This is a genomic window from Paenibacillus sp. FSL M7-1414 (genome assembly GCF_038003195.1).
Lineage (GTDB): Bacteria > Bacillota > Bacilli > Paenibacillales > Paenibacillaceae > Paenibacillus > Paenibacillus amylolyticus.
The window spans coordinates 2597509-2624489 of record NZ_JBBOOS010000001.1 but is presented as its reverse complement, the minus strand read 5'-3'; the positions used below and the strand labels follow the sequence as shown (position 1 = coordinate 2624489).

Genomic DNA, 26981 nt, shown 5'->3' with positions numbered 1-26981 from the left:
AATGCTGGGTCTATCATTCTATTGCCAACCTGTAGATCACTTCATCATATGAATTGGTTCTGTTCTCACTAATGAAGGACATGCTCTTATACAAATGCTGTGCTATTTCGTTATCACGTTCAACCGTTAATGAAATAACCTTGCACAACGGATGCTGTTTTGTAATGTAATCTAGAATGGCTCTTATAGCGCGCTTTCCCATTCCTTTTCCTTGATAGGATTTATCGATTTGAAAACCACCAATCCAGTAATTATCTGTACTATCTGGCGTATAACTCAGATAAAAGAAACCAAATATCTTACCATCGATCTCAAGTACGTAAGGATCAAATGCTTCATCCCACGGTTTTATATAAGCGTAAGCGATCCCCTCAATAACGGATGGAACTAATGACAATTGGTGTTCATACAAAGAGATCTTCAGCGCCTCTTCCCAATTCTCTCGGGTGACTGGTTGTATTCTTATATTCACCACTGCATCTCCTCTTTCGACAATCCTTGTTTGATTCTAAAGTTCTTTTCAATTTCACTTACAACCACTTCCAAATGATGTTCAATCAACTGTATCGCTTGTTTTTTATTCTTCGTGATTGTTGCAGTCTTATGGTTTTTGTTAATTGTACATATAACTTCTTCTATATTATATTGATGGTTCCATTTCACAATCATCTAGACTGCTTGTAATTCCACGGTTGCAAACCCAGTCTGGACAATACAAACCTTTTTATAATCCGATAATCTCTAATGAAAACATTTGGAGCTAATACAAAAATCAAATCCGCTTCCTGGATGGACTTAATGGTCCAATCTTTGCACTGCACTCCTTCTATAATCCAAGCCTCTGAACTGATAATAGATTGGATCGAGTCATCCCTAACACTTTCAGGATATCTCAGATTTTCGGCGCTTCTGTCCCATATGAGATTGTCTAATTCATAGGAAGGATTACCGTATTTATCCGACAATTCTTTGGCTAATGTTGATTTCCCACTACCGCAAGATCCAATAATTCGTATTCTCATACATTCTCCTGGCGATCTGTCGTCTTTGTTCATCAGTCTGTTAGCTTACATCCGTTGGACTCATATTCTTTCTTCAAAAATGCATAGATAACATTATCAACAAATCGATTTTTCCAATAATAATATTCTTTCAATATTCCTTCTTCACTGAAACCAACTTTCTCAAGCAACTTTCTTGATCCCGCGTTCTCTGGCTCTACAAATGCTTCAATTCTGTTTAATTCAAGGTTCTTGAATCCATATTCAACGATTTTCTGAGTTACCTCGGTCATGTAACCCTGCCGCCAGAACTCCGGTGCTAACTCATATCCCATCACAGCTTTATGATGTTGTTTCATCCAACCATGAAATCCGCATGTTCCAATAATTCTGTTGTCCGATTTCAAAGCAATTCCCCAGCGGATAACCTGACCATTCTCGAATTGTTCAGTCCATCTTTGTATGAGTTCTTCTGCTTGTTTTGTATTCTTAAAACTTTCTACATCGTAGAATCTTGTAACTTCATCTGAAGAAAAAATATGAAATATGTCTTGGGAATCACTCTGTTTAATCTCTCTTAACAGCAGTCCTTTGTTTTCAAGTTCAGGAAAAGGAGTCATATTCACTTCACCTCAATCGAGTACACTGCTACATTTTTCCCTATTATGTCTACGTCCTTCTCGTGTTTCATGCCATTCTTTTGCGCGACTTTCATAGAACCCACATTGCCATGTTGAATTAACGATATTAATCTTTTCTGCTTCAAGTGATCCATGCCATATTCTTTCCACGCTTTTGCTTGTTCATATCCGTAACCCATTCCCCAGTATTGCTCTATAACCCAGTAACCAACTTCAAGCTCATCAGTGCCTTCAATGATTTGAGGGATCAGTCCAGAGGTTCCAACTAACTGGTTATCCTCTTTATTGAATGCGAGGAACAACCCCTTATCGTCTTTATTCCAGTTGATGAACTTTTCCAGGCTTTGCATGGTTTCTTCCTTCGTCCAGGGTCCTCCATGTCTTATAAATTTCATCATATTTGGCTCACATGTCATCTCAAAAAGTAAATCAAAATCATTTTTGGTATATTTCCGAAATATAAGTCGTTCTGTCTCCATCTTCCTCTCAACTCCTTCTTCATTCATAAAGATGTAATCGTATTCATAAACATTCAAATATCATGGGGAAACGGACTAGAGTGTGTCTTCAAACTCAGGCAAGTAAACAGTGATGGGTGCCAGCTTACCGTCCGAAAATTGCTGAAGTTCAGAGTGACTGATGCTGGCGAATGGCCGGGCGATTTTCTAAGGAACACAGGACATCTTATTCGGCCTTCACGTCCTCTTTTAAAATTGTAAGGAACATGAGACATCTTATTTCTCAAAATCATCTGACAAAAACGCTACAAAAGGCTATTTTTTCTGGTATAGCGTGTCTCAGATTCCTTAGATTTCGGAGGGCGTTTCAAATTCCCGAATAAGACGTATCAGGTTTGTTAGCGCTTAAAACCTAAACTAATCGCTATGTTACTGGATATCAACGTATGCATGGGATGGTCTATCAAACGTTAGCAGTTAATCCCAAGTTTCTTTATCACCAGACCGATAGTATTGTCCTCGTATCATTCTCATCCGTTAAATATGCGAGAGATTCAAATCCCTGTCTATTTATATGATTATATAATTCCTCGACTTTTTCTAGATCTTTACAATAAACCGTGACGTAGATACTATCAATCACAAGAAGAACCATCTGACACTCACTCTCCACATAATCTTCATAGGTGATTACATCTGTTACTTGTGTGCCTTTTGGAAATGCTTTTAAATTCGCAAATATTAAATAATACTCGTTGTTATCAATAATCTTCTGTAATTCTTCTCCATTCATACCAATAATCAATATTTGGAAAAAGACTATCCCCTAACGTATCATCAACAACGAAATAGGACTCCTCCTCACCAATAAACCAATCGAAATTAGATACCTCCATTGGTTTTAAAATCTCCCCAAGAAAGCGACCATAGGCATTTGGTATTTCAAAACGTACTCCTCTGTTCATCTGCTCACCCTCTTATCATTTTCAATTCGAAGCATAATAACAGTACAGTTATTTCAATCGATACTTCTCATTATTTATAATTTCACTTACTATTTCAGGTAGTTGTTCTTCTGTAAAATGATTAGTATACAGCTCGTTATCTACTCTCAGATCCGGATGATTTTCAAAGTCAGCCAGCAGAATTATACTTCTTTCTTTCATTTGATACTCCTCTGCTCTTAGACGGTCTCTACGAATAATGGTTTGACGATCAACCATTAATACAACATAGATTATGCGAACATCATAGTCTGCCAATTCTGTCATTAATCCATCAATGTCCTCCGGAAAGGCCACATAGTCCAGCACTACATCGTATTTATAATCCAATAAGTTTTTCACTAGACTAGATATATTTTTCCAAGTTAAGTCGTTTGTATCCTTATCAAGCCAGGGTTTACCTCGCCCTTTGACCGGAAAGTGACTAACCGCATCTCCAGAAATGTAGGCACTTTTATCTAAAGTCTGAACCAGCAGCTTGGAAGTTGTAGATTTCCCTACTCCAGGGGGGCCAGATATAATATATAGGTTTCTACTCATTCTCTATTCTCCTTACAATATCTTTTGGAAACTTCCGATATCCAGCTTTCTATCGAATTTATATCCAATCTCTTTAAACAGAGCACATTGTTCATAACCATTTCTCTCGAATAATGATTTACTTCTTGTATTCTCCATGCAAATCGTCGCAATTAAGGTATGGAATCCTTGTTCTTTTGCAATCTTCTCAATAAAACGTAGTGCTTGTTTCCCCAAGCCTTTTCCCAAAATATCGGGCTTTAAATATATTGTGACTTCACCGCAAATGTCATATGCCTGTTTACTCTTATATTGGGTGATCAGAACATAGCCCATCATTTGATTGTTTTCAAGAATTACGTAAGTTTTATACCGCGTATCCTCGTTCATCACAGTGGATTTAATCTGATCAAGATCTAATTCCTCCGTATGAAACGAAATCGTTGTATTCATTACATAATAGTTATAAATCACTCTAATTTCAGGGAGATGCTGTTCGGTTACCTCTTCAAAAGTCACTGTAGTCAATTAAGATCCACCCTCATCTGTTCATTTTCTTCAACAATACCATTGTCTATCTAAGAAATCCGACATCACCGCATGTTCTCTAAATCAGGAGGTAGCGAAAATCGCCCTTCTGTATTAGGCTCAAAATCATATGTATGAAGTACCGCGTCTAGATTTAATTCACCGTAAATATGAGGATATTCCCTGCCTTCATTATACAGATCTTCCCATATAACTTCTGATTTTATTTTAGAATCCCATTGATCAACGCGGCTTCCCACTCTTTTCTCGAGAGCAAATGTACAATCATCATCATAAAACCCTCCTATTAAAAAATGATAATTATTTGGATAGGACCTTTTTCAATATGAGTTCTATGATTTCACTAGTCACCAGATGATCGGTAATAATGCGAGTTTGAAATTGTTCATCCTTGAAAGCTTCAACACACTTTGGTGCTTGTTGATATTGCCAGCCTCCATATTCATCCCCTCGTTTAGCCAAACGATGATAAATCGTCTCTTGTGTAGCCGTTAAGCAAAAATGATGAATGTCCTGATCGATCTCTTTCAACCCGTTATAAATGTAATGAAAGTTTTCCTCTTTATAGATGGTCATGGGGATAATTAAGTGTTTGTTGTATTTCTGCTTTACTTCTTTAGCCGTCTTTACGGTTAGAATTTTCCATAGATCGATATCTTGAAAATCATCCGTACGTTCCCTTTCCTCTCTACAATTCTCCGGAAGAAGTTTTCTCAGCATATAACCTATTTCTTCAGGATCGTAGATCATGCTGTTTGCAATTAAGGGCTGAAGTGCTTCTGCTGCAGAAGTTTTTCCCGAACCAAACGCTCCATTAATCATGATGATCATTTGATCCTTTCACTCCCATTCAATGAAATTTTTCAATAGAAACAATTCTTCTCATATACAATTTCATCCATTATAAATGTTTTCCTTCCACTTTTGTGTTACAAAATGGCAAAAGACATGATGATAACCCATTGGGTCAACCCAACGGGATTTCATCATAGTGCATTATTTTTCAATCAACCTTGAGCTTGTTAATGTATTTCCAAGTAATCGATATATATGTCCCATGTCCCGTCATCGGCTGTTACAACCAACTCAATGACCTGATTTCCCGTCCCATGACTGATATTATTAAGGGTATAAACCGCTGGAGCGCTTCCGCCAAAGTAAAAGGTTCCCTTCGTCTGTCCGCCAATCTTCAAATCAACTCTAGCCATGTTGGCATTGTTTGAAGCTCCACGAAGCGAGAAATTATGAGTGCTCGTTGCAAAATTCTGAGTGTATTTAACCAAATCATTGTTGGCATAAAGGACCACACCATTGAAAGGAGAACTGATATTGCCGGTGTATTGTCCACCTTTGGTCATGTTCTCAGCTTCCACTTTTGTTCCGTTACTCGGGGGATTAGTAGTGCTATTATCGGGTGCGACTGCCCGACCGGTAGTTGATGAGATCATCCCGGAGCAAAGGCCGCGATTCTTCAGATTTTGTGCAATCTGCGGAATGGCCTGAAGTGTCGTCTGGTTCTGATCATGCATTAGTATAACGTCACCACTTTTCATCGTATTCACAGCTGCTACAATCTGGGTTGCGCTGGCACCATTCCATTCTTGGGAATCTACGTTCCACAGTACTTCCTTCAGACCGTTTTGGCTCACAACGGATTTCAAGGTCGCATTTGTCGCACCGTAAGGAGGTCTGAACAGTTTAGGTGAACTTCCGGTAATAGACTGGATCGTCTGTTGTGTCCGAGTAATCTCTGACGACATCTGAGAACTGTTTAATGTAGTCATGTTTGGATGTGTGTAGGAATGATTGCCAATCCACATACCAGCTGCTACTTGTGCAGTAACCAGAGATTTATTATTTTGTGCATTTTGTCCAACATTGAACATCGTTGCCCGTAAGCCAGCCTGCTTCAACGCGTTAAGCATGTTTGTTGTATTTCCAGATGGGCCATCATCAAAGGTCAGACCTACATAACCATTCGGACAACTTGCATCTGCAGCACGAGCATCAGGCACCCCCGGAATAGAAAACAAGGTACCGAAAAGTGCGAGAGATATTACCGCTTTTGCCAGCTTAACTTTGAACATAAAATTACCTCCTTATAATATATTCACAGCATACTACCTTCTACACTCCCTCTCTTTATCGAACGCTCCCCTCGAAAAAAGCGCTTTCAAAAGTATGTAATCCGCTACGTCCTTTCTCATAGAGAAGAGCTTTTAGTTCAAGGTGAGTTCAGTATAAACGATAAGTTTATTTAAAGTAAATTGAATTTTATCCAAAATGTTCTATTTATTCACTTATTCTAGAATCGCCTGTTGTACATCTCCCGTTTAGCACTCTCCTGTGTAAAAATATCCTCCGGAGGCACCATGCGCTTCGGCAGTGTACGCCCTGCAATAATTTCTTTTGTAGCCTGCATAAGCTGGGGACCAAGCAGCGGGTTACATTCCACCACAGCGTTGATTTTCCCACTCGCCAGAATTTCAAGTGCTTTGCGGGAACCGTCCACCGAGACAATGATAATGTCTTCTCCCGGCTTCAGCCCAACTTCTTCTATCGCTTGTATAGCGCCAAAAGCCATTTCATCATTATGGGCAAAAAGAACCTGCGGCCGTTTGTCTTCCGGGACCTGAAGGAATTCTTTCATGACTTGTTTCCCATTGTCCTCCGTAAAATCGGCAGGAGCACTTTGTGAGAAAATGATATCTGCTCTGGTTTCGAAAATGCTTCTAAAGCCCTCGCCACGCTGGATAGAGGGTGTAGAACCACTCGTGCCTTGCAGTTCGGCAATCCGTATCAAACCCGGATGATTTCGCATCCGATCCTGAACGTACTTCCCGGCCTTCACACCTTCCTCATAAAAGTCCGATCCAATCGTTGTCACAAAAAGTGAAGTGTCTTTGACATCAACTGACCGGTCTACGATAATTACGGGTATACCTGCATCCCTTGCCTCCTGAAGAATACCATCCCAGCCCGATTCCACGACCGGTGCAATGGCAATGACATCCACCTTTTGCCTGATGAACGACCGAACAGCCTCGAACTGTTTCGTCTGAGACTGTTCTGCATTTTTTATTACAAGGGAGATTCCCGATTCAGCCGCAGCATTCCGAATAGACGTGGAGTTTGCCAGACGCCAGGCACTCTCTCTGCCCAGTTGTGAAAAACCCAAGACAATCGGTTTCGTAGAGGTATCCCTTGCTACCGCTGATTCCATCCATTCCTCAACGGAGGGAAGAGTTTCTAAGTTGTTAGACGAGATGGGAGGAGGAACAGATTCAGACTCAGGGGTTGTGCAGCCGACAAGCAGCAGTAGAATGAACAAACACAACCAGTTCACATGTCTTCTCACTCACGTATCCCCCATCTCCATGTTACGCTCAGCATTCAGCAATGCAGAGCGCATATTGTTATATCATTGTGTCGGTATCCGTATTCAATATCATTTAATTCGATCAACTTAATGCAGTGATTTCGAGGATACTCGCCGCCCGCTAAGAAGTCGCTGGAACAAAATAAAAACAAACAGCATCAGGCCAATCACAATCTTGGTCCACCATGAGCTGAGCGTACCTTCGAAGCTAATTATAGTTTGGATAGCCCCCTGGATCAATACACCAATAAAGGTTCCCGCCACATACCCTACACCACCTGTTAACAAGGTGCCTCCAATCACAACAGCCGCGATGGTATCGAGTTCAAGACCCATGGCGTGTAATCCATAACCGGATAACATATAGAAGGTAAAGACAACACCGGCAAGCGCGGAGCACAAACCGCTGAACGTGTACACCAGGATTTTGGTACGTGCAACCGGCAGTCCCATAAGCAGCGCGGATTGCTCGCTTCCGCCGATGGCGTAAACGTTGCGCCCAAACCGGGTGTAATGTGCCAGGAAGATCGCGAGTAGTACAATGACCAGAGCAATAATCACATTAATGGAGACAAAGCTGCCCCCTGGCAGGGAAATCTTCGCCTGCGCAACCTGTGTGTAAAATGGATTCGTAATGGTAATGGTGTCGAGACTGATGACATAACACAGCCCCCGCGCCAAAAACATGCCTGCCAGTGTCACGATGAAAGGCTGAATTTTAAAATAGTGGATGATCGCCCCCATGACTGTGCCAAACAACGCACCCATGACAAGCACCATAGGTATAACGATCGCAGGCGACCATCCTTGCTTCTCGACCAGACTTGCGCTAATGATGGTCGTCAGCGCAATGACAGATCCTACCGACAGGTCGATTCCTCCCGATACAATCACAAAAGTCATGCCAATTGCCGTGATAATCAGAAATGCGTTATCAATGAGAAGATTAAGCAGTACCTGTGTGGAAAAGAACCCCGTATACCGGAAAGAGCCTATGGCAAACATCACGGCCAGCAAACCGAAGGTGACAAAGACCGGGAGATACTTACGATTAAGAAACATGGCGGTTAACCCCCTGTTCGGCTGGAAACTTCCGTTTTTTCCAACGGATCACCATGGAATTGCGGAATGAATCGGATTGAATCAAACAAACGGCCAGTACAACAAAGGCTTTGACAACCAGCGTAACTTCTGGCGGGACTCCAATCATATAGATCGTCGTTGTTAAGGTTTGGATAATGAGTGCTCCAACGACGGTACCCATTAGATAGAAACGACCACCATTGAGCGAAGTACCCCCGATGACTACAGCAAGAATGGCATCAAGTTCATACCACAGACCTGCGTTATTGCCATCCGCACTGGATACATTCGAGCTGAGAATAAGCCCGGCAATGCCGGCACACAGACCACAGAAGACATATACCGTGAGAATAACCGTTTTTGAACGAATACCTGCCAGTTGGCTCGCGTTTGCGTTACTTCCAACCGATTCAATAAACAGTCCCAGTGCCGTTTTTCTCGTCAACAATGAGGCAACTAGTAGCACAGTTAATACGATGAAGATGGAAAAAGGCAATGCTGCAAGCGAACCTGCACCGATATAGGCGTAGTTCGCGTTGGATACAGTAATAATCTGTCCACTCGTAATCAATTGCGCAATCCCACGTCCGGCTACCATCAGTATAAGCGTTGCAATAATGGGCTGGATTCGGGCAACCGAAACCAGCGCCCCGTTCCATATGCCCAAGATCAGTGAGAGACCTATAGATAATCCAAGTGCACCCAACACAAGCCAGAGCGAACTCTGATCCACTCCTCTGCTGATGCTCATACAAGCCACGGCACCGGAGATCGCTACAATAGAGCCCACGGACAAATCGATACCTCCGGTTGCAATCACCAGTGTCATGCCGATCGATACCAGAATTAAAGGCGCTCCAAAATTGAGAATATCAATCAAGCTGCCATACAGATTCCCTTCACGCATGACGAGGGAGAAGAAATCCGGAGAGTACAGCAAATTAAAGATTAAAAGTAAACCAAGCATACATAACGGCCAAAACAAATGATGTTTACGCATCTTGCCCGCCATCTCTTTAACCTCCTGCCATTGCTTTCATGATTTGCTGTTGATGGATCTGATGCCCGCTAAGTTCTTGCACTTTTTTGCGGTCCCGGATTACGGCAATCCGGTGGCTGACACGAATCACTTCTTCCAGCTCGGACGAAATGAACAGCACGGCCATGCCCTGCTTCGACAGAGAGAGCACCAGCTTCTGTATTTCAGTCTTGGCACCGATATCAATTCCACGCGTAGGTTCATCGAGAATCAACAGATCGGGGTTCATCAGCAACCACCGTGCAAGCAACACCTTTTGCTGATTACCGCCGCTCAGATTTTTAATTAAATGCTCCGGGTTTTTCGGATGGATATTTAACAGGTTGATGTACTTTTCGGCGATCTCATCCTGTTTCTTACGTGAGATGGGTTTGGACCAGCCTCGTGTCGCTTGTAAAGCCAGAATAATGTTCTCCCGAATGGTCAAATCATCGATTATGCCTTCGGTTTTACGGTTCTCGGAGCAAAAAGCAATATTCTGATCAATTGCATGACGCGGCGACTTGACCGTACTTCCTGTGTCTACAACGAGCAGTTTGCCTACATCTGAACGATCTGCACCAAAGAAAAGGCGAGCGATCTCGGTACGACCAGACCCCAATAACCCAGCCAAGCCCACGACTTCTCCTTTGCGAATGTCCAGATCAAATGGCTCAATTGCTCCTTTGCGTCCAAGTGCCTTAGCGGTAATTAACAGTTCTCCCGACTCCGCCTGGGCAGCATCCGCTTCCTTCGGAAGCTCCTCAAGCACCTCGAGTTCCTTGCCGATCATCTTGAGAACCAGTTCCATGCGTGGAAGTTCTGCGGCTATGTACTCTCCTTCCAATTCCCCGTTACGGAGCACCGTTAGACGATCCGACATTTCGTATACCTGATCAAGAAAATGAGTAACAAAAAGAATTGCGAGACCTTCACTCTTTAATTTGTGCATAATACGAAACAGTTGCTGAACCTCGTTTTTGTCCAGACTGGATGTGGGTTCATCCAATATGAGCACTTTTGCCGAGATGCTGAGTGCTCTTGCAATTGCAATCAGTTGTTGCATCGCGACCGAGTAGGTCTGTAAAGGAGCCTTAACGTCGATGGACAGATGTAATCTGTCTCGCAGAATGTTCTCCGCATCTTTGTTCATTTGCTTCCAATTGATTTTGCCAAATCGCATCGGCTCCCGCCCGATGAAAATATTCTCAGCGACCGTTAAGTTTGGACAGAGATTGACCTCTTGATAAACGGTACTGATTCCCGCCTTTTGCGCTTCAAGCGGACCGGAGATCGAAAGATGCCGGTTATCCATGGTTACCGTTCCTTCATCAATGGAATAAACGCCAGTCAGAACTTTAATAAGCGTCGACTTCCCCGCTCCATTCTCACCCATCAAGGCATGAATCTCGCCCGGAAACAAGCGAAAGCTGACGCTGGATAGCGCTTTAACCCCGGGAAATTGTTTGGTGATGCCTGTCATTTGCAAAATGGGTGCTTGCTCGGCCATATAACCCTCTCCTTTGTTATGGAAAAAAGTCATTTAGCGACAGCCTGGTCGAAAAATGACTTTTCGGTGTTATACGAATCTGCTTTTAATATTCACGTGTTGGCAATGCTTCTTTGGCTTGCTCCGATGTGAAGGTCGTCTCATCCGTAACGATTCGGGGTTCGATGTCTTTCCCGTCCACTACCGATTGAACCGCTTCCATTAATTGAGGTCCTAACAACGGATTACATTCAACGATAAAGTTGATTTTGCCATCAGCAGCAGCCTGCATCCCATCCTTCACGGCATCCACAGAGATAATTGTAATATCTACGCCTGGTTTCAATCCTGCCGCTTCAATGGCCTGAATTGCCCCAAGTGCCATATCGTCATTATGTGCATAGAGAACATCTATTTTTTTATGTGCTTTGAGGAAAGCTTGCATGACTTCTTTGCCTTTGGCACGTGTAAAGTCACCCGATTGTGAAGCAATCACTTTAAGCTTCGAATTGGAAGCAATCAATTCCATAAAGCCCTCTTGACGGTCATTCGCTGGTGCGGAGCCTGTTGTACCCTGCAGCTCAACAATGTTGATCTCGTCTTGTGTGTCTTTGTATTGGTCACTAAGCCACTGACCTGCTTTGCGTCCTTCTTCTACAAAGTCGGAGCCAATAAAGGTTTTGTAGAGGGTTTTATCCGGCGAATCCACAGCACGGTCCGTCAGTATCACGGGAATGTCTGCATCCTTCGCTTCCTTCAATACGGTATCCCAACCGGATTCTACAACAGGGGAAAAAGCAATCACCGTCACCTTCTGTTGTATGAAGGATCGCAAAGCTTTAATTTGATTTTCCTGCTTCTGCTGCGCATCGGAGAATTTCAAATCATAACCTGCTTCTTTGGCTGAATCCTGAATCGACTTGGTATTCGCCGAACGCCAGCCACTCTCTGCACCAACCTGCGAAAAACCAAGCGTAATTGTTTTGGCGCTGGCAGGTGTACTGCCATTCCCACTCGTTGAAGTTTCATTATCGGAGCCTGCTCCTCCATTGGTACTGCTACATGCCGTGCTGACCAGCATCACCATAGCCAATGTTATGGCAAGTCCCCACTTTTTTTTGGTTCGCATGTTGTGATCCTCCCTTTTTTCGTTTCACCTTGTGGTGTGACCACATTATAGAACGCTTTCATTCCGAGCTTATATGGAGTCTCATACTTTATTTATGTAATAATTTAGTAATTTCAAAAAATGGAGTTTAAAAAGTGTAATTTCTTTGTTTAATTGTGTAGTATTTAGCGATTCTCTTACATATTAGAAAATCATGTTATACTAATGATACATTTTTGATCCCTTCAGATGGAGTGGAATACGTTGAAACTCATTCAATGGATTGCTTCAAGCCTCAGGCTTAAATTACTCAGCATGTTTATTATCCTCAGTTCAGTGCCACTGATCGTGGTTGGATTGATTTCTTACCACAAATCCTATACGGTCGTATCCAATCATAACAAGGCCTCGACACAGCTGGTTGCCGACCAGCTTGCAAGGAACATTGACATCTTGTTTGAGGATACGGAACGGCTGCTCGAACTGGGCAAGAACCCGCAAGTGCTTCAATACTTGTATTCTCAATCGGAGTCCTACCCAGAAGCCAAAGTCATCCTTCAGACATACAATCTTTATCGGGAAACCTACAAGTATGACAAGGTACTTAATATCTCATTCGTGAATTTTTATGGAAAAGGCATAAGTGAACGAAAAGGCGTGTTCAAGCTGGAACGAAATCCGCTGCGTAACCCGTACTTCAAGTATCTAATACAGTATCCGGATGCCATTCTGCGCATCCCTCATTCTGCAGCCTATGCCGAATATAACAGGCTGGATGGGTTTGCTTACCCCAAACAGAATGCGCTTTCAATTATAACCACGGTCAAAGAGCGAATTACGCATGAGGTCATCGGGTTCATCGTGATTGATTTGAATGATTCATTCATTGATGATTTTTTGACGAATACCCCCATTAAGGATTCCGGTTTTTTCTATATTAGTGATCAATACGGAAATACACTCTTTAGGCCAGATGTCACCCCGGCATCCATAACCATGATGGATCAGATCCGATCGGTCCCTTTACATCTACAGCACGACAGCTTTATCCTGTCTGCAGGATCCAAGCCCCAGTTTGTTGTATACAGCACCTCAAAACAGACCGGATGGAAAATGATCGGGGTAGCTCCTTATCAGGAAATCATTGCAGAGGCCAATAGCATTCGCCAATTGATCATCATTACGGTTTTGTTAAGTGCTTTCTTTGCGATATCGTTATATTTTTTCCTGAATAACCGACTGATTCTTCCCATCCGGATTCTGATGAACAAGATGCGTAAAGCTGCAAACGGTTACTTGGAAGCCAAAGTCACACCACACGGCTCGGACGAAATTTCTGATCTGGGCAAAAGCTTCAATGTGATGCTGGATAAGCTCAAAATGCTAATTGAAAAGAGCATTCGAGAGAATGAACAGGTGAAAATAGCTGAACTACGTACGCTGCAAGCTCAGATCAACCCTCATTTCCTGTATAACACGTTGGAATCTATTCTATGGATGGCTGAAGCAGAGAAAAAAGAAAATGTAATCAAACTTGTGCAGGCCCTCTCGAAGTTCTTTCGTTTGAGTCTGAACAAAGGATTCGACTGGGTATCCATTCAAACCGAGCTTGAACATGCGCGGAGTTACTTGGTTATTCAACAGATGAGGTACCACGATATTCTCACTTACGAGATCAGCGTTGATCGTGAGCTTCAGGATTATCCCATTTTGAAGATGACGCTGCAGCCCCTGATTGAAAACGCGCTCTACCATGGGATCAAGAACAAACGCGGTCAAGGGCTGATATCCATACACGGATATGTAGAGGACAATAGCATCATTCTCACCGTACAGGACAACGGAATTGGCATGTCTGCGGATCGATTGGCACAATTACGTGAAGAGCTGGAGAAGCCGGCCGGTTCCCGTTCACCCCAAGATGGCGAGCAGGAAGGCGGATTCGGTCTGCTCAATGTACATCACCGGATTCGACTCTATTTTGGACCAGCTTATGGCGTTGAAATGGAAAGTACCTATATGGAAGGCAGCACATTTATGATTCGTATCCCCAAAAGCAAGGAGGTTAATCGTTGAAAAAGGTGATGATTGTGGATGACGAAATTGGAATTCGGGAGAATATACGGAGCTGCATCGATTGGGAAAAGGAAGGTTTTCACTATTGCGGGGATGCACCCGACGGCGAGCTTGCGTTACCTTTAATTCATGAATGGGCTCCGGATATTCTGATTACGGATATCAAAATGCCATTTATGAACGGATTGGAACTGACCTCCATCGTTCGCACTCAACAACCTGATATCAAAATCATTATCATGAGCGGTCATGATGAATTCAGTTATGCCCAGGAGGCTATCCGACTTGGTGTGACCGAGTACTGTCTAAAGCCCATTAGTGCAGCAGAGCTAATCCAAATGCTTCATAAGGTCAGCAAACAAATGGATGAAGAACATCAACGCATGACAAACCGAACGATCACCAAAGAAAAACTGCTGGCCGATCTGTGCGGAGGACTCATCGGTACAACCGATGCGATTGAATCAGCCAAACAACTCTCACTTCCACTCTCGGCCCGGTATTATACAATTGTCATTATCGACGTTCGATTAACAGATGACTCCCGGGACCCGGAATCCCTGATGAAGAAGCTGCTTCCCATACTGGAGGAAACTCGTGATCCCCACGTCGAACTTCTTCCTTATATTCGAAGCCGGACCGAGTTGGTGCTTCTGCTCAAGTATCACTCCGATGACAGCATATCCGTATATCTGGAGCAGCTTCGCGGGCGGGTTCGTATGGAACTTGAGCATACGTTCAAATGTAATATTATTCTGGGCATTGGCAGTCAACAGGAGCGGCTACAAGGAATTCATGTCTCGTATCTGGAAGCGGAGGAGGATAAATATATTAATCGACTCACCCTTCAGAACAGAGCTTCTCTACATGACATTAACCTGGATGAGCAAACGACTCTTTTTCTCGACAGGAATTCGTTTCTTGAATTTCTCAAAATCGGCAGCCCCAATCTGCGTGACCATTTTGTGCAAGAGTTTGCCGCTCCATTACAGTCCTTCGACTGGAAGTCCTCCTCGTATGGCTTCTATCTGTTGAATGATCTTACGCTGGAGTCGTTTCGGCTCGCGAATCAGTTGTTCCGCATGAGTGACCATTCGGATGAGAACATTACTTCCCTACAACAGACGATTCGGAAGATTACGTGCTGGGAGGATTGTACCCAATATCTGTGTTCCCTGCTTAACCTGTTATGGCAGAGAAGAGCAGCGTGCTCTGGAAAATACAGTGATGTCATTGATCAGGTGAAAGCTTATGTATCCCGTGAATACAATAACGAACAGGTCTCGTTGAAGATGATTTCTGCACACGTCAGAATCAGTCCAAGTCATCTAAGCAAGATTTTCAGTCAGGAAACCGGTCAAACGATAACGGAGTATCTAACCCAGATTCGAATCGGCAAAGCCAAGGAGCTGCTGAAAACAACCAACAACAAAACCTTTGAGATTGCTTACAAAGTTGGTTACAATGACTCTCACTATTTTTCTAATATATTCAAGAAAACAACAGGTTTTACGCCAAGAGAATACCGAACTCAAGGAACTGAGGAATCGCAGGCCAGACCATCAGATATGAGAAAAGAGTCAATGTATGAATAAAGCCAGATTTGCACTTTTACTTACACTAAGCCTTCTGTTCCCGATGATCGTTTCATCCGGTTCGGCACACATTCGCCCACAGCAGATGGCTACAGCACTTCCTGCGACTTCACCTGTAGAGAAATCTGCAGCGAGCAAAACTTTTGGTATTATCTATCCAATGACGTATCCAACCTATGAGATGATCACGAAGGATGCAACGGAGTATGCAGGGAAACACAATATTACGTTAATTGTAAACGCACCTGATGAAGCCAATACCGAACAACAGATCCGTATCATGGAGAATATGATCAAACAGCATGTGGACGGGATAGCTATATCTCCTGTGGATGCTGCTGCACTTACACCGGTTATTGATACAGCCCAAGCTGCGGGTATTCCTGTCATTACATTTGAGTCAGATGTCCCATCCAGTCATCGAATCGCTTATGTTGGCGCCGATAACTATCGCACTGGCCAGCAGTTCGCGATGACGACTACACGACTCCTGCATAATCAAGGCATGATTCTTGTCGAGAATGGCTTGGAGGAGATGCAAGGTTTGCAGCAGCGGCTTAATGGATTCATTGATTATATCCGCAGTGAAACAGACATCGAAATCTTGGAAGTTCGTTATCATCAAGGGAATGAAGATCAAGCCATGTCCGATATGGAGAACATGATTCAAGCTCACCCTCACTTCAATGCGATTATCGGGCTCGATTTTGTTTCTGTCTCTGCCTCTACCCTGATCTGGAAAGCAAAAGGCCTTAACCGGCATTTAATCGCGTTCGGTGATAGCCCGACCAGTGAAAACGGGTTGCTCAACGGTCAATTGTCTGCCGTTATTTCGCAGAATGAAGGAGTCTGGGGTGCCAAAATGATGGAGACCCTGTTACTCTCTAGCGACGGTGTGCCCGTGGAGGAATTTATTGATACGGGGATCATTGAAATAAACCAGGGTAGTAATTAAGGGAGGTCCTACTGTCATTCTGATGACAGTAGGACCTCCCCAATTAAATTTTCGTACACGTAGTTATTACATCCGTTCATGGAAGTGTTTCTCAAGAAAGATGATTCTCAAGTATGATGATCCTTTTGAGAAGTCATTTTTTCCATTCGTTTTCTAATATGCTCATTTCGATTAGATTCCAGAATGTATCTTCATATCTTCTCGCATCACGAATAAGTCCTTCTTGCACAAAGCCTGCTTTTTCATAACATCGGATGGCTGTGACATTAAAATCAAATACGCCCAGACTGATCCGGTGTAACTTCTCCTCTTCAAATCCAATTCGAAGTGCCTCATCGATCATTTGCTTTCCATAACCTTTACCCTGATATGGCTTGCCAAGTAGCACCTTACCGATACGCCCTGAACGATTATATCGATCGATACCGCCAAGAGCAATATGACCTACAATCTCCTGAGTCGATTCATCCATCACTTTATAAATGAACTTATTTGAAGTGTTCTTATCATTGGCACCATGTAAATAATCCGATAGCTGCTCTCTGGAAAGTGGATATTGGAACTGAGGGCCGGCCCACTGGAGCAAAAATGCTTCATCCCCACTCCATTCGATCAGTTGATCAAAATCTTCCGGTTCAAAGTATTGCAATGTAATCATGTGTATCCGCCCCTTCTTTTTTTATGTCATATCATAACCTATTTCAGTTCTCTTGTGTCGTCATAATTATGAGTTTCATCAGACGCTCTGTTTCTTATATTCATTTCACGAATGTAGTTTCTGACAACATTCATTGTACTAATTAAACAGATAACTCCACCCAAAATACATATCGCGCCTATCCAATAATTCAGTTCAAAATTCACTTGATAAGCACTCGAATCATAACTGCCAGCTGCTGCTGACTGGAATGCTGTATACCCTAGCTTGGGAATTACCTCTTCAATCATTTTCGAGATTGTAATAATCACAATTCCTAACATGATAAAGAGTAATGAGAAAATAATGTGTACACGCTTCAAAGACAAATTACCTCCTTTACAATCCAAATCGCTTGTAATTTGGCACTACTTGCATCTTAGAAGCCGAACGACTTCGCCATCAATCAGCCCTTCACTTACGCTCTGAAAACCAAGTGATTCATACAGATTTCCGGCGATACCATTTTCCGGCCTGTGTCCAATCATGATGCGTTTGCAATTCAGCGATTCTTTCATTAGATCAATCAACTTCCTAAGCGCTTCTCTTCCATAACCTCTGCAATCCAATATACAACCGGCGCGGGAAAACTTTTTTTCTGTTCTTCCGTTACATTCAGTTGAGTACATGCATACCAATTATCCACCGACACATGTTTTAAATGAATCATAAATTGAAATTCCTCCTAGTGAAAATTACACAGAGGAATCCCTCGGAACCCTTCTTTAGGTCCTCTGCGCTAGACAAAAACACCTCTGGCAACTTCATTTCTTCTACTCGAATTTGTATTGTTTCTCATATCACATCACTCCTTTCATGTTGTTGTGCAGGCCTCTTGCGACTTAAATCACCTCATGCTAAACCTTTGATTTCTGATAATTTAGGAGTATGTTTCACAAGGTCCGCTATTTCATAAGATGCATTATCTGCTAATGCATCTTTAACTGCCTCAGCCCCTCTTGTCTTCCAGATCGAATATATACATTTGGAAAAACCATATGCATTCATGTGGTGACCACGTTCCTGTATCTGCATAAACAATTTCACACTTTCCTCATACCTTTCGATATCCGTTAATATGCAGGCCAAATTGTTTAACGCAATATTGATATCTCTCTGCGAATTTCTGGAGACATTAATATCCTCCCAGCTGCCGACCACTTCATCTTTTCTTGAAATGCTTAGTGCTCCATCATTGATTTCATCAATCCAGTCCATCGTTTCGTTCACAAGAGCTTCGACTCCCGCAACCTCCCCAACATGATGCAGATAGGCCAGACGCTGTTTGTTGTATGTAATTCGGGCAAAAAGAATATTGGACCATGTCTCATCTTCTTGTATAAGCTGGTTCATATTTTCAAGCACACTGTCCATTTCACTGTATCTCTTCAAAACCCAAAGCGAACCACCCAAAGCCCGATGGCTCTCGAATCGAACACCTCGGTTGGTATCCACCTTCGGGGCATGATCACAAGTATATTGGTACCAATCCATCCAATGATTAAAATAGTTCCCTAGAGATAATGACAACGCTTGTGTCGAGTCCGAAACAATCCAGTGTAACTGCTCCGAAGCGAGATTTTCTTTCCCCCATTCGAAGAATTCCCGGTGATTGGCATAAAGCGGTTCCGGCTCTCTTAATAAGGCATAACCATCTGAAACATTCCAGTAGACCCAGCCTTGTTCATGGACAGACAATTCCCTGGATTGTTCGAAGTTTTTCAGTAACTCAATCATACCCTGATGATCCACTCGAACTACTAATTCCTGAAAAGATTGAACGATATTCATCCCCATCCTCCGTCCCTAATTAGTTTCAACCCAGCTATGTCAATGGCTTCGTCCCGCAAGCTGTAATGAAATTCATCATGGCATAGGCTTCCGGCGAATGATTTATCGCTTCAGATGCTTGTTGCAGCTGAGCAAATTCCTCCGAACTGATCACACCTTTTTCAGCAAAATGTACAAAACGATTAAGATTAAACTGGTGCTTAAACCCTTCTATGCCTAACAGATCACTATGTTGAAGGACAGAATCAATGTCAACATCGATGTATCCGCTCTCAGAAAGGAGACGCGGCAGACTTCTGCCAATTAAGCGATTACCGCCGTGTTGTGCTACATAGTCCGAAATTTTCATTAATACCTTATGCAAAGCAGGAACATCAGGATTCACTGCTCCAAAAACGCCGTCATCCACATCAATAATAGCAAGACGGCCACCAGGCTTCAGCACACGATATATCTCTTTTGCAGCTTCGTCAGGATTGTTCAAATGAAGAAAGATCAGTCTTGCCACGACAAAATCAAAAGAATCATCAGGCAGATCCATCTGGTAGATGGAAGACTCTACAAATTGTAATCGCTTGGAAGGAATAGCTTTCAGCCGTTCTTTGGCTTGTGCTTGCAGTGAACGATCAATCTCAAGTGAGGTAAGCTCGCTGTCCGGCAGATTGTTCAATAGTTGCTCTGTAATGTAACCTGGTCCGCTTCCGACCTCCAATACACGCATTCCATTTTTCAAACCATACCACTCTAGATTTCGAAATTCTTTGGACCACCCCATTATCGCCTGCATCTTTAACCTCTCTAATTCCTCTTGTAAACTTAACACTGCCGTTTGGATACTGTATGTTGAACGCGGATTACTCATATATTCCCTCCTGTTCTTCTGTGGAAAAATAAAACATATATCCTTAGACCTTTTTCTTCCCTAGAAAAAGGGCAACCTTATGTTGTTTCTCTATCGTTCCACCTGCAGCATCAATGGAATGTTTGATTCGCTCTAGAAGTGAACGCCGAACATCAATAGAAAGCTGCTGATGTTTGGAATTGGTATTTAACAGCGTGACATACTCTTCGCTGGAACAGGACTGTATCCAGTTATACTCCTTAACCTCAATATCCGTGAACATGCCAGATTTTTCTGTTATTTCTTTACGCTCCTGGATAACTTCATCTGGCGAAGGATATTGAGAATCATCCAGATGAGGGGCTAATGCTATGTAGTGGGAACGAATTTCATTGTGTAGCTGGTCATAGACCGGTATATGAATCGTCCAGAAAAGTCCAATGCCGCCTGTATTCTCTAGCAATTCCCAAACCCGGTGGTAACCAACTTTCGGATCAATGAAGTGAAAGGCCGTTCCAGACACAATCAATTGAAATCGCTTTCCTTGGCGTGCCCCGTTCCGCAGCCAATCTCAAGAATGGAATCCTCTTTATTAAGATTCAGATATGTAAAAATATCATCAAACATTTCACTCGGATAGACGGGTCTATATCGTTCATATTCATCTGCTACGAGATTAAACGTTTCCTTATTTTCCAAGTTCGCATCCTACGATTTCAATTGTGGTTTTCCTATAATACATTGACTAAACTTACCATATCTTATTATTCTTGATAGTAAGAGGATAAACCTTTCAATAAGAGAATGATGATAGTTTAAGTTCAAATTTTATATCCTAGAGGACTGAGGTGTTCTTGTGAAAAGTATATTTGATACGATCAATGCTGCTGAAATTACAGAGCGCATGGCTCAACTTAGTGAAAATTCCATCCCTGAATGGGGCACGATGCAGGTCTCTCAAATGCTGGCTCACTGTTCAGCATTTCATGATATCCCCTTAGGAAATGCTTTTCCACCTAGAGGATTACTTGGGAGACTTATAGGACGGTTCGCAAAACCAATGTTTTATAATGACAAGCCCTTGCCCCATAATATGTCTACGATCCCGACAATCATTATTGATGACCAACGACAGTTTATGGCAGAAAAAGAAAAGCTTGAGCAGCAGATTAATATCTTTCAACAAGGTGCTTCAGATAAATTCTCCCGCCACCCCCATCCCTTCTTCGGAAAATTAACAGCCGAGCAATGGGGTAAAGGCATATACAAGCATTTAGATCATCATCTAAAGCAATTTGGAGTTTAGCGGTTATTCACGGTGTGCCATTTATGCATGCTGTTCTATTACTGTTTCTGGATTACATTCTAAATTAGCAATGACTCAACTTCATTAACCCAATCTCCTTCTTCGTCAGCCAGTAAAGTCCTCCAACCAAGTAGTTTAGCAGAATGTAAATTTTTCTCTTGATCATCTATAAATAGAACCTCTTCTCCAGCTGCCAGGAGGGTTTTGACCCGTTGGTATATCTCAATCTCAGGTTTGCATAAACCCACTTGATTAGAGATGGTTACACTTTTGGTAAATGAGAATAAACGGCTCAGATTCGGCTCAATCCATTCCTTACAATGATTGCTGAATAGATGGATATCTGCGAACTCACTCCATCGCTCAAGGTATTGAGCGGCTGGTAAGGGAACAATCGAATTGTATAAGATGTCCTTCGCTCGGCTTATTGATAATTCAGGATACATCTCCTTCAACGATTGCCAGAACTCTTCTTCCCTCATCATTCCTGTCCAGAGCTTTCGTTTGATTCCTGCAAAATGTACTTTCAAAGATTCTGCCGATAGGTTGGTTTCCTCACTCATATCTTTCCAGCACGTCAACGACATATTACTTAACAAAACCCCTGCGATATCTAAAACGATCTGTGGTCTGCCTTTCATTTTATCGACCCCCAAGTTCTAATACGACGCATAACAGTCCTCAAGTCACTTAAAAGCGTCATGCGGAAGGACAGCATGCACACCCTTAACGCCATTCACAATTTGGATGATACGCAGGTCAATTACCGCGCTTCCAAGTGCAATCGCTTACACTCGATCTAGTCCGTACAACTCACCCATCAGATTGAGCATCCCGTCTAATGCTTGAACCGTAGCCTCATTCAGATCTTCATGAAAACCGAAGGTAATCCAGCCGGATGGCGTATGTGCACGAGGATTGGTCAAAATCATATCATCAATCACATTAAGCGTGACATCCACCACTTTCATCGGACATTCAATGGCCTGACAGCTGACTTCACCGTCTCCCTGCCGTGCATGACCATCACCAATCGCGAGATAACCCCCGTCTACGGGGATAGGTAAATATAATTTACTTCCCTGCACCAGTTCCTTGCAGTCGATGTTCCCTCCACAATAGCGAGGCGGCCAAGTCGTATGAATCCCTCGTGACTCTGGTGGCATTCCCACTACTCCCATAAACGGCGAGAGAGACACCGTAAAGGATTTCCCGTGTATTTCACAGGTTCCACTCATCGTTTGACGATCAAGTGCCCAATTCAGCGACAGTTCTTCAACCTCTGTTAGATGTAACTTCTGGTTCTGCCAGTTGGGATATCCGCCAGCGGAAGTAAACCCGTAAGTCCCGGGTACGATCTCATTGAAAATAATCTCCAACGTCTGTCCTTGCTTCGCCTCATCGATATAGATCGGACCGATTAAGGCATGACCTCCATCTTTTTCACCTTGACGATCAAAAGGTTTCATGCGTTCCACATAACTCACACCCGTTCCCCAGCCCGCATCCAGCGTCTGAAAACGAATAGAGTCACCAGATTTCACGCTCAAAATGGGGGTTACCTCATTAGTAAATGAACCGATCAGATTTTCCTGAGTTAATTCAATCGTATGAATGGTCATCATAACCTCCACAGTTTCGGAATTCAGCTTTTTGCTTAATTATCACGGTATCGAGTATCTTTATTTGCAATAACGATCCGCTTCCATGATCATATGAACTTCTCATCCTTTCTAATAAATAACTGTTCAAGCTCTTCTCTCGTCACTGGATGTAAAATAATATCTTGTGAATTTATCATTCGTTCTACCAGATTAGAATCTTTCACTTTACGTCCCCATTTTCTTGAAAAAGACCTCCAATCACATACCATTTCTATCAAATATTTCGTAGGCATGGGCAGAGCTTCTTTTGTATTCCTATTTACAATCCAATACTCCCAATGATGTTTGTTATGATTTTGGTGATGTAGCCATGCGTTCTTCCATCTTAGATGGGTGTCTTCATCCTTCTGTTCTGAATAAAAATGAATTGCATAGGGAATAAATTCTTGCGGAAAGAACTTGGATATATCATGAATTAAACCTTGCACATACAGACCTTCTTGCCAACATTCGATCAGCACGTTCAATTTATGCTCAACAACATATAGAAAATACCTCCAGTATGCGGAACGAATGGTCACCATCTCCCATAACGTTGTGTTTAGAACAGCGCTGCAATAATCTTCTCTGCACATTCTTCCGGTGTGTTCATACTTGTATCAATCGAATAGCTATAGTTGATGTGTTTAGCCATGATTTGATGTTGCTCATCCGATTGCTCTTCTCTGCGATCACCACGTTCGATGTTCCGCTGACGGCAGATGTCGAGGGGGCAATATAACTCAACGATATCCAGTGGATACCCTTCAAAAATCTGTTTGACTTGTTCATAATGCGGCGCGAGCTCCGGTCTTTCCACAAGAATGCCATCAATCAGAACATGCTTTCCATGGTCTGAAAATACTTTTGCCGTATGATACATCATTACAATTGCTTCACTCAGATACTTCCAGTAATCCGTCTGTAGATGTTTATCACCGATCGTATTTTCAAATAAATCATTAGCCACAACATAGAAAAACGGATCATCGTATGATTGCAGCGCCTCTACAATTGAAGTTTTACCAGAGCTGGTTACACCGTTCAAAAATATAATTTTTCCTTTTTCCATGATAGTCATCTTCCTTTGCTTAAGTATAGTTTTATAAATGTAATACAGCGTGTTCTACGTGTGTTTCATTGATTTTTTGAGCAGCATGATTTGGCCAATATGATAGGCATTATGAATACTTAGATTTGATACAACTCCCCACCATGGCGCGTTGAAATAGGAAGGGATTTCACGGGTCAATTTATGTTCATCACTATCTTCGAGTGCCCTGTTCCAATCACTAAACACGGTTTTCAGTCTATGTAATGTCTTGCGCCACTCCACATCATTCAGGTTAGACGTATCTATGTCGAATGTATCCTCATTATTCACTGAATTCTGCCCGTTGACCTGTTCGGCAATATATCTCTCAAGCCACTTCTCATTCCAGAAAATAAGATGATTGACGATCGCCCAAATGGAATGCTCTCCCTTATTCTTTACAAAAGCGGCCTCCGCCGCATTGAGGTCTGTCAAAATATCATGAAGCGGAATAAACCAGCTCTTGTCATGATAACAGGCGTTTAATTGGTCTATGAGAATAGCTTTGTAACTCATCGCTGCACCTCACTCAGATTAATATAAAATTTATCCGTTCATTGACTTCGCAATCTTCATCACAAGATCTTCTGACATGTTTCTACCAATGATCTCGTATTGTAGCGCCTTCCCATGCACATCCTCTTCGATCCATATCAATTGGGAAGTTTCGTTATTGAAAATATAAAATGCTTCGACGCCACGTATGGCTACCTGTTTAACCTTAGTACCATCATGATCAGGCAATGCGATCCGGCTCTTTGTTGTCCCGAAAATATTAAGTTTATAACCACCGTATTCTTTATATGTGATGCTGATGCCCACAACCTTCTTATTGGGCTTCAGGTCTCTTATCACTACATTTCTGCCTGACCTGTTATTTTCTTCAATCATTTCATCGATTTCTTGCAGAGTTAAATTATCAAATCCATAAAACACATGAATGGCATCTATATCAGAATCAATCGGAAATTTCGGCTGCCATGGAGAGTAATGCCGTTGCAATAGCTCCAGACCATCTTCCCATGGAATGGCTGCATAATTGGTCTGTTGCGTGAATTGATTCTCTATAACATCTGCGGTGTAAATCGCCTTCCCGTCACCAGGCTTTAAGTCAATGACTATCCGGTCAATCGCATGATCATTGCGTAAGGATTCAATTTGAATTTTTCCAAGCACATCTCCGCTTTTGTTTTTGATATCCATTGGTCTTTCACTCCTTTGTTTTCAAAAATACCTTTCTGAACTTCATGCTATAGAAAGCTGAGACCTACAGAAGATAAAACGATCATGAGGACTCCAAATATGCAAATCGTCGGCAAGATATCCTCGTAACCATAACTTGTCGTTTATTCGTCTGAGATAAAAACCTTTTGGAAATTCATTATCCTCCGTAAGGGCTGCAGATGCTATCGTAATGGAGCCGGACGGAGCTTTGTTACCCTCTGAAATATTGGTAGAACATATCTCGGGCTGATCTAAATATTGCATTCTTAGATAAGGACCTAACTCAACCGGACAACATTCCAACCCAAGATCATTTGCTCTTCGAAAGAGCTGAAAAGTCGTAGCACCATCCGAAAATCCAAGTTGTCTGACGGTCAACTCAACCGTTTGCAAGCTTCGCTTTGTACTGGAAACTATAAATCTCTCATCATTTAACAACTGTTCTCCATATTTATTCAATGAAATAGAGTATTGGTCCAGTTTCTGAATAAGCTGTGGCTTTGTTAAACCGCCAACGTCTACTATTCTAATTTCAACTGCGCAATCAGGGTATACTTTTTCATCTTCAATCAACATTTGTATCCCCCTAAATCAAGATTACTTCTATTTGAATTTATATTTAAAACGTAGTCACTCATCTAGTTCTGAATTCGTTTACATACAAATGCTCAGTAAGTGGTAGCAGCAGGCCAAGGCTTCTAATTAGAAACTCAATTCACTTTTCCCCATATGTTACCTCCACACTTGAGATGTATAAGACCCTACCACCCTTGCGATGTTATACAAGATTTAATTTGAGCAATATGATGCTGCCCGTGCCATACAAATCTTTGAATCGCGATATCCAATGTAATTGTACCTAACACTTCTGTTCGGAGTGTTCGTCTAAACTGATCGGGATGTAAACCAAGCAGCAGATTGAGAAATCGCTTGTGCAGTATCTCCATCAACAAACTTGAATCTTCGATGGGCGTATTCCTGTAATCATGTAATGATGCCCATAAATCTTCTCGATATGAGCTTGCCATCGGTTCATCTTCAGTCAAGGCTCTCTTAAATCTGATATAAGCGTTCATGTCATTGTCCGCAAGGTGGTGCACAATCTGTGTGATCGTCCAACCGCCATCACGATAAGGAGTACAAAGTTGATCATCATTGAGATGTTGTGTAATCTCTCTTAAGGTCTTCGTAATTCCGGGAATTTGACCAATGATGTGGATTCGGTCCTCATTAGAGAATTTAAGACTTGGCTCAAAGTGTCCTATCGGAAAGCGTACATTTTCATCCAAGGTTGACCACCTCTCCATTTCTCTACTATAGAACCAAATCATATCCAATATAACCCACAATGTTCCATTTGCGAAGTGTAAAAGCAAAAAAAGAAGCAACCTGTATTCTCGGGCTGCTCCTTATATTAAACTACTCTCATATCTGTATTTGGATTAGAGAACTAGCGCAATTAAACCTGAGTTACGAAGGTACAATCCTATAAAAAGCGCCCCGATCTTGGG

35 protein-coding genes are annotated in these 26981 nt (G+C 42.4%); 4 read left to right on the top strand and 31 right to left on the bottom strand.

What is annotated here, in order from left to right; translation table 11 throughout:
* Positions 1-13 precede the first annotated feature (13 nt).
* From MHH92_RS12035 to MHH92_RS11970, 15 genes are all read right to left on the bottom strand, one after another.
* Positions 14-472 carry a GNAT family N-acetyltransferase gene (locus MHH92_RS12035; RefSeq protein ID WP_340903881.1) on the bottom strand — a complete coding sequence of 153 codons (459 nt, stop codon included), beginning with the start codon at positions 470-472 and terminating at the stop codon, positions 14-16.
* Positions 473-1054: 582 nt separating this feature from the next.
* Positions 1055-1621, bottom strand: coding sequence for a GNAT family N-acetyltransferase (locus tag MHH92_RS12030; RefSeq protein WP_340903880.1), 567 nt, complete (start codon positions 1619-1621; stop codon positions 1055-1057).
* A gap of 2 nt (positions 1622-1623) precedes the next feature.
* Positions 1624-2148 (bottom strand): GNAT family N-acetyltransferase, encoded by a 525-nt coding sequence (locus MHH92_RS12025; protein WP_340903878.1) that lies wholly within the window; start codon positions 2146-2148, stop codon positions 1624-1626.
* 448 nt (positions 2149-2596) lie between these two features.
* Positions 2597-2893 (bottom strand): DUF2691 family protein, encoded by a 297-nt coding sequence (locus tag MHH92_RS12020; protein ID WP_340903877.1) that lies wholly within the window; start codon positions 2891-2893, stop codon positions 2597-2599.
* Complete coding sequence (locus MHH92_RS12015) at positions 2862-3065, bottom strand: DUF2691 family protein (RefSeq protein WP_340903876.1); 204 nt, start codon at positions 3063-3065, stop codon at positions 2862-2864. The genes MHH92_RS12020 and MHH92_RS12015 overlap by 32 nt, the downstream gene beginning before the upstream one ends.
* Positions 3066-3113: 48 nt before the next feature.
* Positions 3114-3644 (bottom strand): AAA family ATPase, encoded by a 531-nt coding sequence (locus tag MHH92_RS12010; protein ID WP_340903875.1) that lies wholly within the window; start codon positions 3642-3644, stop codon positions 3114-3116.
* Positions 3645-3656: 12 nt separating this feature from the next.
* Complete coding sequence (locus MHH92_RS12005; protein ID WP_340907668.1) at positions 3657-4142, bottom strand: GNAT family N-acetyltransferase; 486 nt, start codon at positions 4140-4142, stop codon at positions 3657-3659.
* A gap of 74 nt (positions 4143-4216) precedes the next feature.
* Complete coding sequence (locus MHH92_RS30570) at positions 4217-4411, bottom strand: DUF952 domain-containing protein (protein ID WP_354437437.1); 195 nt, start codon at positions 4409-4411, stop codon at positions 4217-4219.
* A 61-nt stretch (positions 4412-4472) separates the two neighbouring features.
* Positions 4473-5003: an AAA family ATPase gene (locus MHH92_RS12000; RefSeq protein ID WP_340903874.1), complete on the bottom strand. Its 531-nt coding sequence runs from the start codon at positions 5001-5003 to the stop codon at positions 4473-4475.
* A 191-nt stretch (positions 5004-5194) separates the two neighbouring features.
* Positions 5195-6259 (bottom strand): polysaccharide deacetylase family protein, encoded by a 1065-nt coding sequence (locus tag MHH92_RS11995; protein ID WP_340903873.1) that lies wholly within the window; start codon positions 6257-6259, stop codon positions 5195-5197.
* Positions 6260-6477: 218 nt separating this feature from the next.
* A complete protein-coding gene (locus MHH92_RS11990) occupies positions 6478-7530 on the bottom strand; it encodes an ABC transporter substrate-binding protein (RefSeq protein WP_340903871.1) in 1053 nt (350 codons plus the stop codon).
* 108 nt (positions 7531-7638) lie between these two features.
* Positions 7639-8613, bottom strand: coding sequence for a galactofuranose ABC transporter, permease protein YjfF (gene yjfF / locus MHH92_RS11985; protein WP_074094671.1), 975 nt, complete (start codon positions 8611-8613; stop codon positions 7639-7641).
* Positions 8603-9646, bottom strand: coding sequence for an ABC transporter permease (locus tag MHH92_RS11980; RefSeq protein WP_083657362.1), 1044 nt, complete (start codon positions 9644-9646; stop codon positions 8603-8605). Before MHH92_RS11980 ends, yjfF begins: the two co-directional genes overlap by 11 nt.
* A gap of 4 nt (positions 9647-9650) precedes the next feature.
* Positions 9651-11162 (bottom strand): sugar ABC transporter ATP-binding protein, encoded by a 1512-nt coding sequence (locus MHH92_RS11975; RefSeq protein ID WP_340903869.1) that lies wholly within the window; start codon positions 11160-11162, stop codon positions 9651-9653.
* Between the two features lie 85 nt (positions 11163-11247).
* Positions 11248-12270, bottom strand: coding sequence for an ABC transporter substrate-binding protein (locus tag MHH92_RS11970; protein ID WP_340903868.1), 1023 nt, complete (start codon positions 12268-12270; stop codon positions 11248-11250).
* A 243-nt stretch (positions 12271-12513) separates the two neighbouring features.
* On the opposite strand from MHH92_RS11970, the gene MHH92_RS11965 reads away from it, so the two are divergent.
* From MHH92_RS11965 to MHH92_RS11955, 3 genes are read left to right on the top strand one after another with little or no spacing between them, the layout of a single operon-like run.
* Positions 12514-14325: a cache domain-containing sensor histidine kinase gene (locus tag MHH92_RS11965; protein WP_340903866.1), complete on the top strand. Its 1812-nt coding sequence runs from the start codon at positions 12514-12516 to the stop codon at positions 14323-14325.
* 5 nt (positions 14326-14330) lie between these two features.
* Positions 14331-15920: a response regulator gene (locus tag MHH92_RS11960; protein WP_315373352.1), complete on the top strand. Its 1590-nt coding sequence runs from the start codon at positions 14331-14333 to the stop codon at positions 15918-15920.
* Complete coding sequence (locus MHH92_RS11955) at positions 15913-16875, top strand: sugar ABC transporter substrate-binding protein (protein ID WP_340903864.1); 963 nt, start codon at positions 15913-15915, stop codon at positions 16873-16875. The genes MHH92_RS11960 and MHH92_RS11955 overlap by 8 nt, the downstream gene beginning before the upstream one ends.
* Before the next feature lie 133 nt (positions 16876-17008).
* On the opposite strand, the gene MHH92_RS11950 is transcribed toward MHH92_RS11955, so the two are convergent.
* The 8 genes from MHH92_RS11950 to MHH92_RS11915 all read right to left on the bottom strand — a co-directional run bounded on the left by MHH92_RS11950 (position 17009) and on the right by MHH92_RS11915 (position 20903).
* On the bottom strand, positions 17009-17533 hold the full coding sequence (locus MHH92_RS11950; RefSeq protein ID WP_340903863.1) for a GNAT family N-acetyltransferase: 525 nt from the start codon (positions 17531-17533) through the stop codon (positions 17009-17011).
* A gap of 38 nt (positions 17534-17571) precedes the next feature.
* Positions 17572-17895 (bottom strand): hypothetical protein, encoded by a 324-nt coding sequence (locus tag MHH92_RS11945; RefSeq protein ID WP_340903862.1) that lies wholly within the window; start codon positions 17893-17895, stop codon positions 17572-17574.
* A gap of 45 nt (positions 17896-17940) precedes the next feature.
* On the bottom strand, positions 17941-18090 hold the full coding sequence (locus MHH92_RS11940) for a hypothetical protein (protein WP_340903861.1): 150 nt from the start codon (positions 18088-18090) through the stop codon (positions 17941-17943).
* Between the two features lie 8 nt (positions 18091-18098).
* Positions 18099-18242 (bottom strand): hypothetical protein, encoded by a 144-nt coding sequence (locus MHH92_RS11935; RefSeq protein WP_340903859.1) that lies wholly within the window; start codon positions 18240-18242, stop codon positions 18099-18101.
* A 182-nt stretch (positions 18243-18424) separates the two neighbouring features.
* A complete protein-coding gene (locus MHH92_RS11930) occupies positions 18425-19363 on the bottom strand; it encodes a hypothetical protein (protein ID WP_340903858.1) in 939 nt (312 codons plus the stop codon).
* Positions 19364-19397: 34 nt separating this feature from the next.
* Positions 19398-20255 (bottom strand): methyltransferase domain-containing protein, encoded by an 858-nt coding sequence (locus tag MHH92_RS11925; RefSeq protein WP_340907666.1) that lies wholly within the window; start codon positions 20253-20255, stop codon positions 19398-19400.
* A gap of 13 nt (positions 20256-20268) precedes the next feature.
* Positions 20269-20733 (bottom strand): hypothetical protein, encoded by a 465-nt coding sequence (locus tag MHH92_RS11920; RefSeq protein ID WP_340903857.1) that lies wholly within the window; start codon positions 20731-20733, stop codon positions 20269-20271.
* Entirely contained in the window at positions 20730-20903 is a 174-nt protein-coding gene (locus MHH92_RS11915) for a hypothetical protein (RefSeq protein ID WP_340032716.1), read from the bottom strand. The genes MHH92_RS11920 and MHH92_RS11915 overlap by 4 nt, the downstream gene beginning before the upstream one ends.
* A gap of 157 nt (positions 20904-21060) precedes the next feature.
* Here MHH92_RS11915 and MHH92_RS11910 point away from each other — a divergent pair, with 157 nt between their 5' ends.
* Entirely contained in the window at positions 21061-21510 is a 450-nt protein-coding gene (locus MHH92_RS11910) for a DUF1569 domain-containing protein (RefSeq protein WP_340903856.1), read from the top strand.
* Between the two features lie 59 nt (positions 21511-21569).
* On the opposite strand, the gene MHH92_RS11905 is transcribed toward MHH92_RS11910, so the two are convergent.
* The 8 genes from MHH92_RS11905 to MHH92_RS11870 all read right to left on the bottom strand — a co-directional run bounded on the left by MHH92_RS11905 (position 21570) and on the right by MHH92_RS11870 (position 26759).
* Positions 21570-22151 (bottom strand): HAD-IA family hydrolase, encoded by a 582-nt coding sequence (locus tag MHH92_RS11905; protein WP_340903853.1) that lies wholly within the window; start codon positions 22149-22151, stop codon positions 21570-21572.
* A gap of 147 nt (positions 22152-22298) precedes the next feature.
* Positions 22299-23135, bottom strand: coding sequence for an acetamidase/formamidase family protein (locus MHH92_RS11900; RefSeq protein WP_340903852.1), 837 nt, complete (start codon positions 23133-23135; stop codon positions 22299-22301).
* A gap of 86 nt (positions 23136-23221) precedes the next feature.
* Entirely contained in the window at positions 23222-23698 is a 477-nt protein-coding gene (locus tag MHH92_RS11895; protein ID WP_047842568.1) for a DUF5662 family protein, read from the bottom strand.
* A gap of 17 nt (positions 23699-23715) precedes the next feature.
* On the bottom strand, positions 23716-24225 hold the full coding sequence (locus MHH92_RS11890) for a phosphotransferase-like protein (RefSeq protein ID WP_340903849.1): 510 nt from the start codon (positions 24223-24225) through the stop codon (positions 23716-23718).
* A gap of 54 nt (positions 24226-24279) precedes the next feature.
* Positions 24280-24762, bottom strand: coding sequence for a DinB family protein (locus tag MHH92_RS11885; RefSeq protein ID WP_340903847.1), 483 nt, complete (start codon positions 24760-24762; stop codon positions 24280-24282).
* A 30-nt stretch (positions 24763-24792) separates the two neighbouring features.
* Positions 24793-25449, bottom strand: a complete 657-nt coding sequence (locus tag MHH92_RS11880; protein ID WP_340903845.1) for a DUF4367 domain-containing protein — start codon at positions 25447-25449, stop codon at positions 24793-24795.
* Positions 25450-25491: 42 nt separating this feature from the next.
* Positions 25492-26046: a helicase gene (locus MHH92_RS11875; RefSeq protein WP_340903844.1), complete on the bottom strand. Its 555-nt coding sequence runs from the start codon at positions 26044-26046 to the stop codon at positions 25492-25494.
* Positions 26047-26231: 185 nt separating this feature from the next.
* The gene (locus MHH92_RS11870; protein ID WP_340903843.1) at positions 26232-26759 is read right to left on the bottom strand and encodes a YfiT family bacillithiol transferase; all 528 of its coding nucleotides are present in this window, start codon (positions 26757-26759) and stop codon (positions 26232-26234) included.
* Positions 26760-26981: the final 222 nt, after the last annotated feature.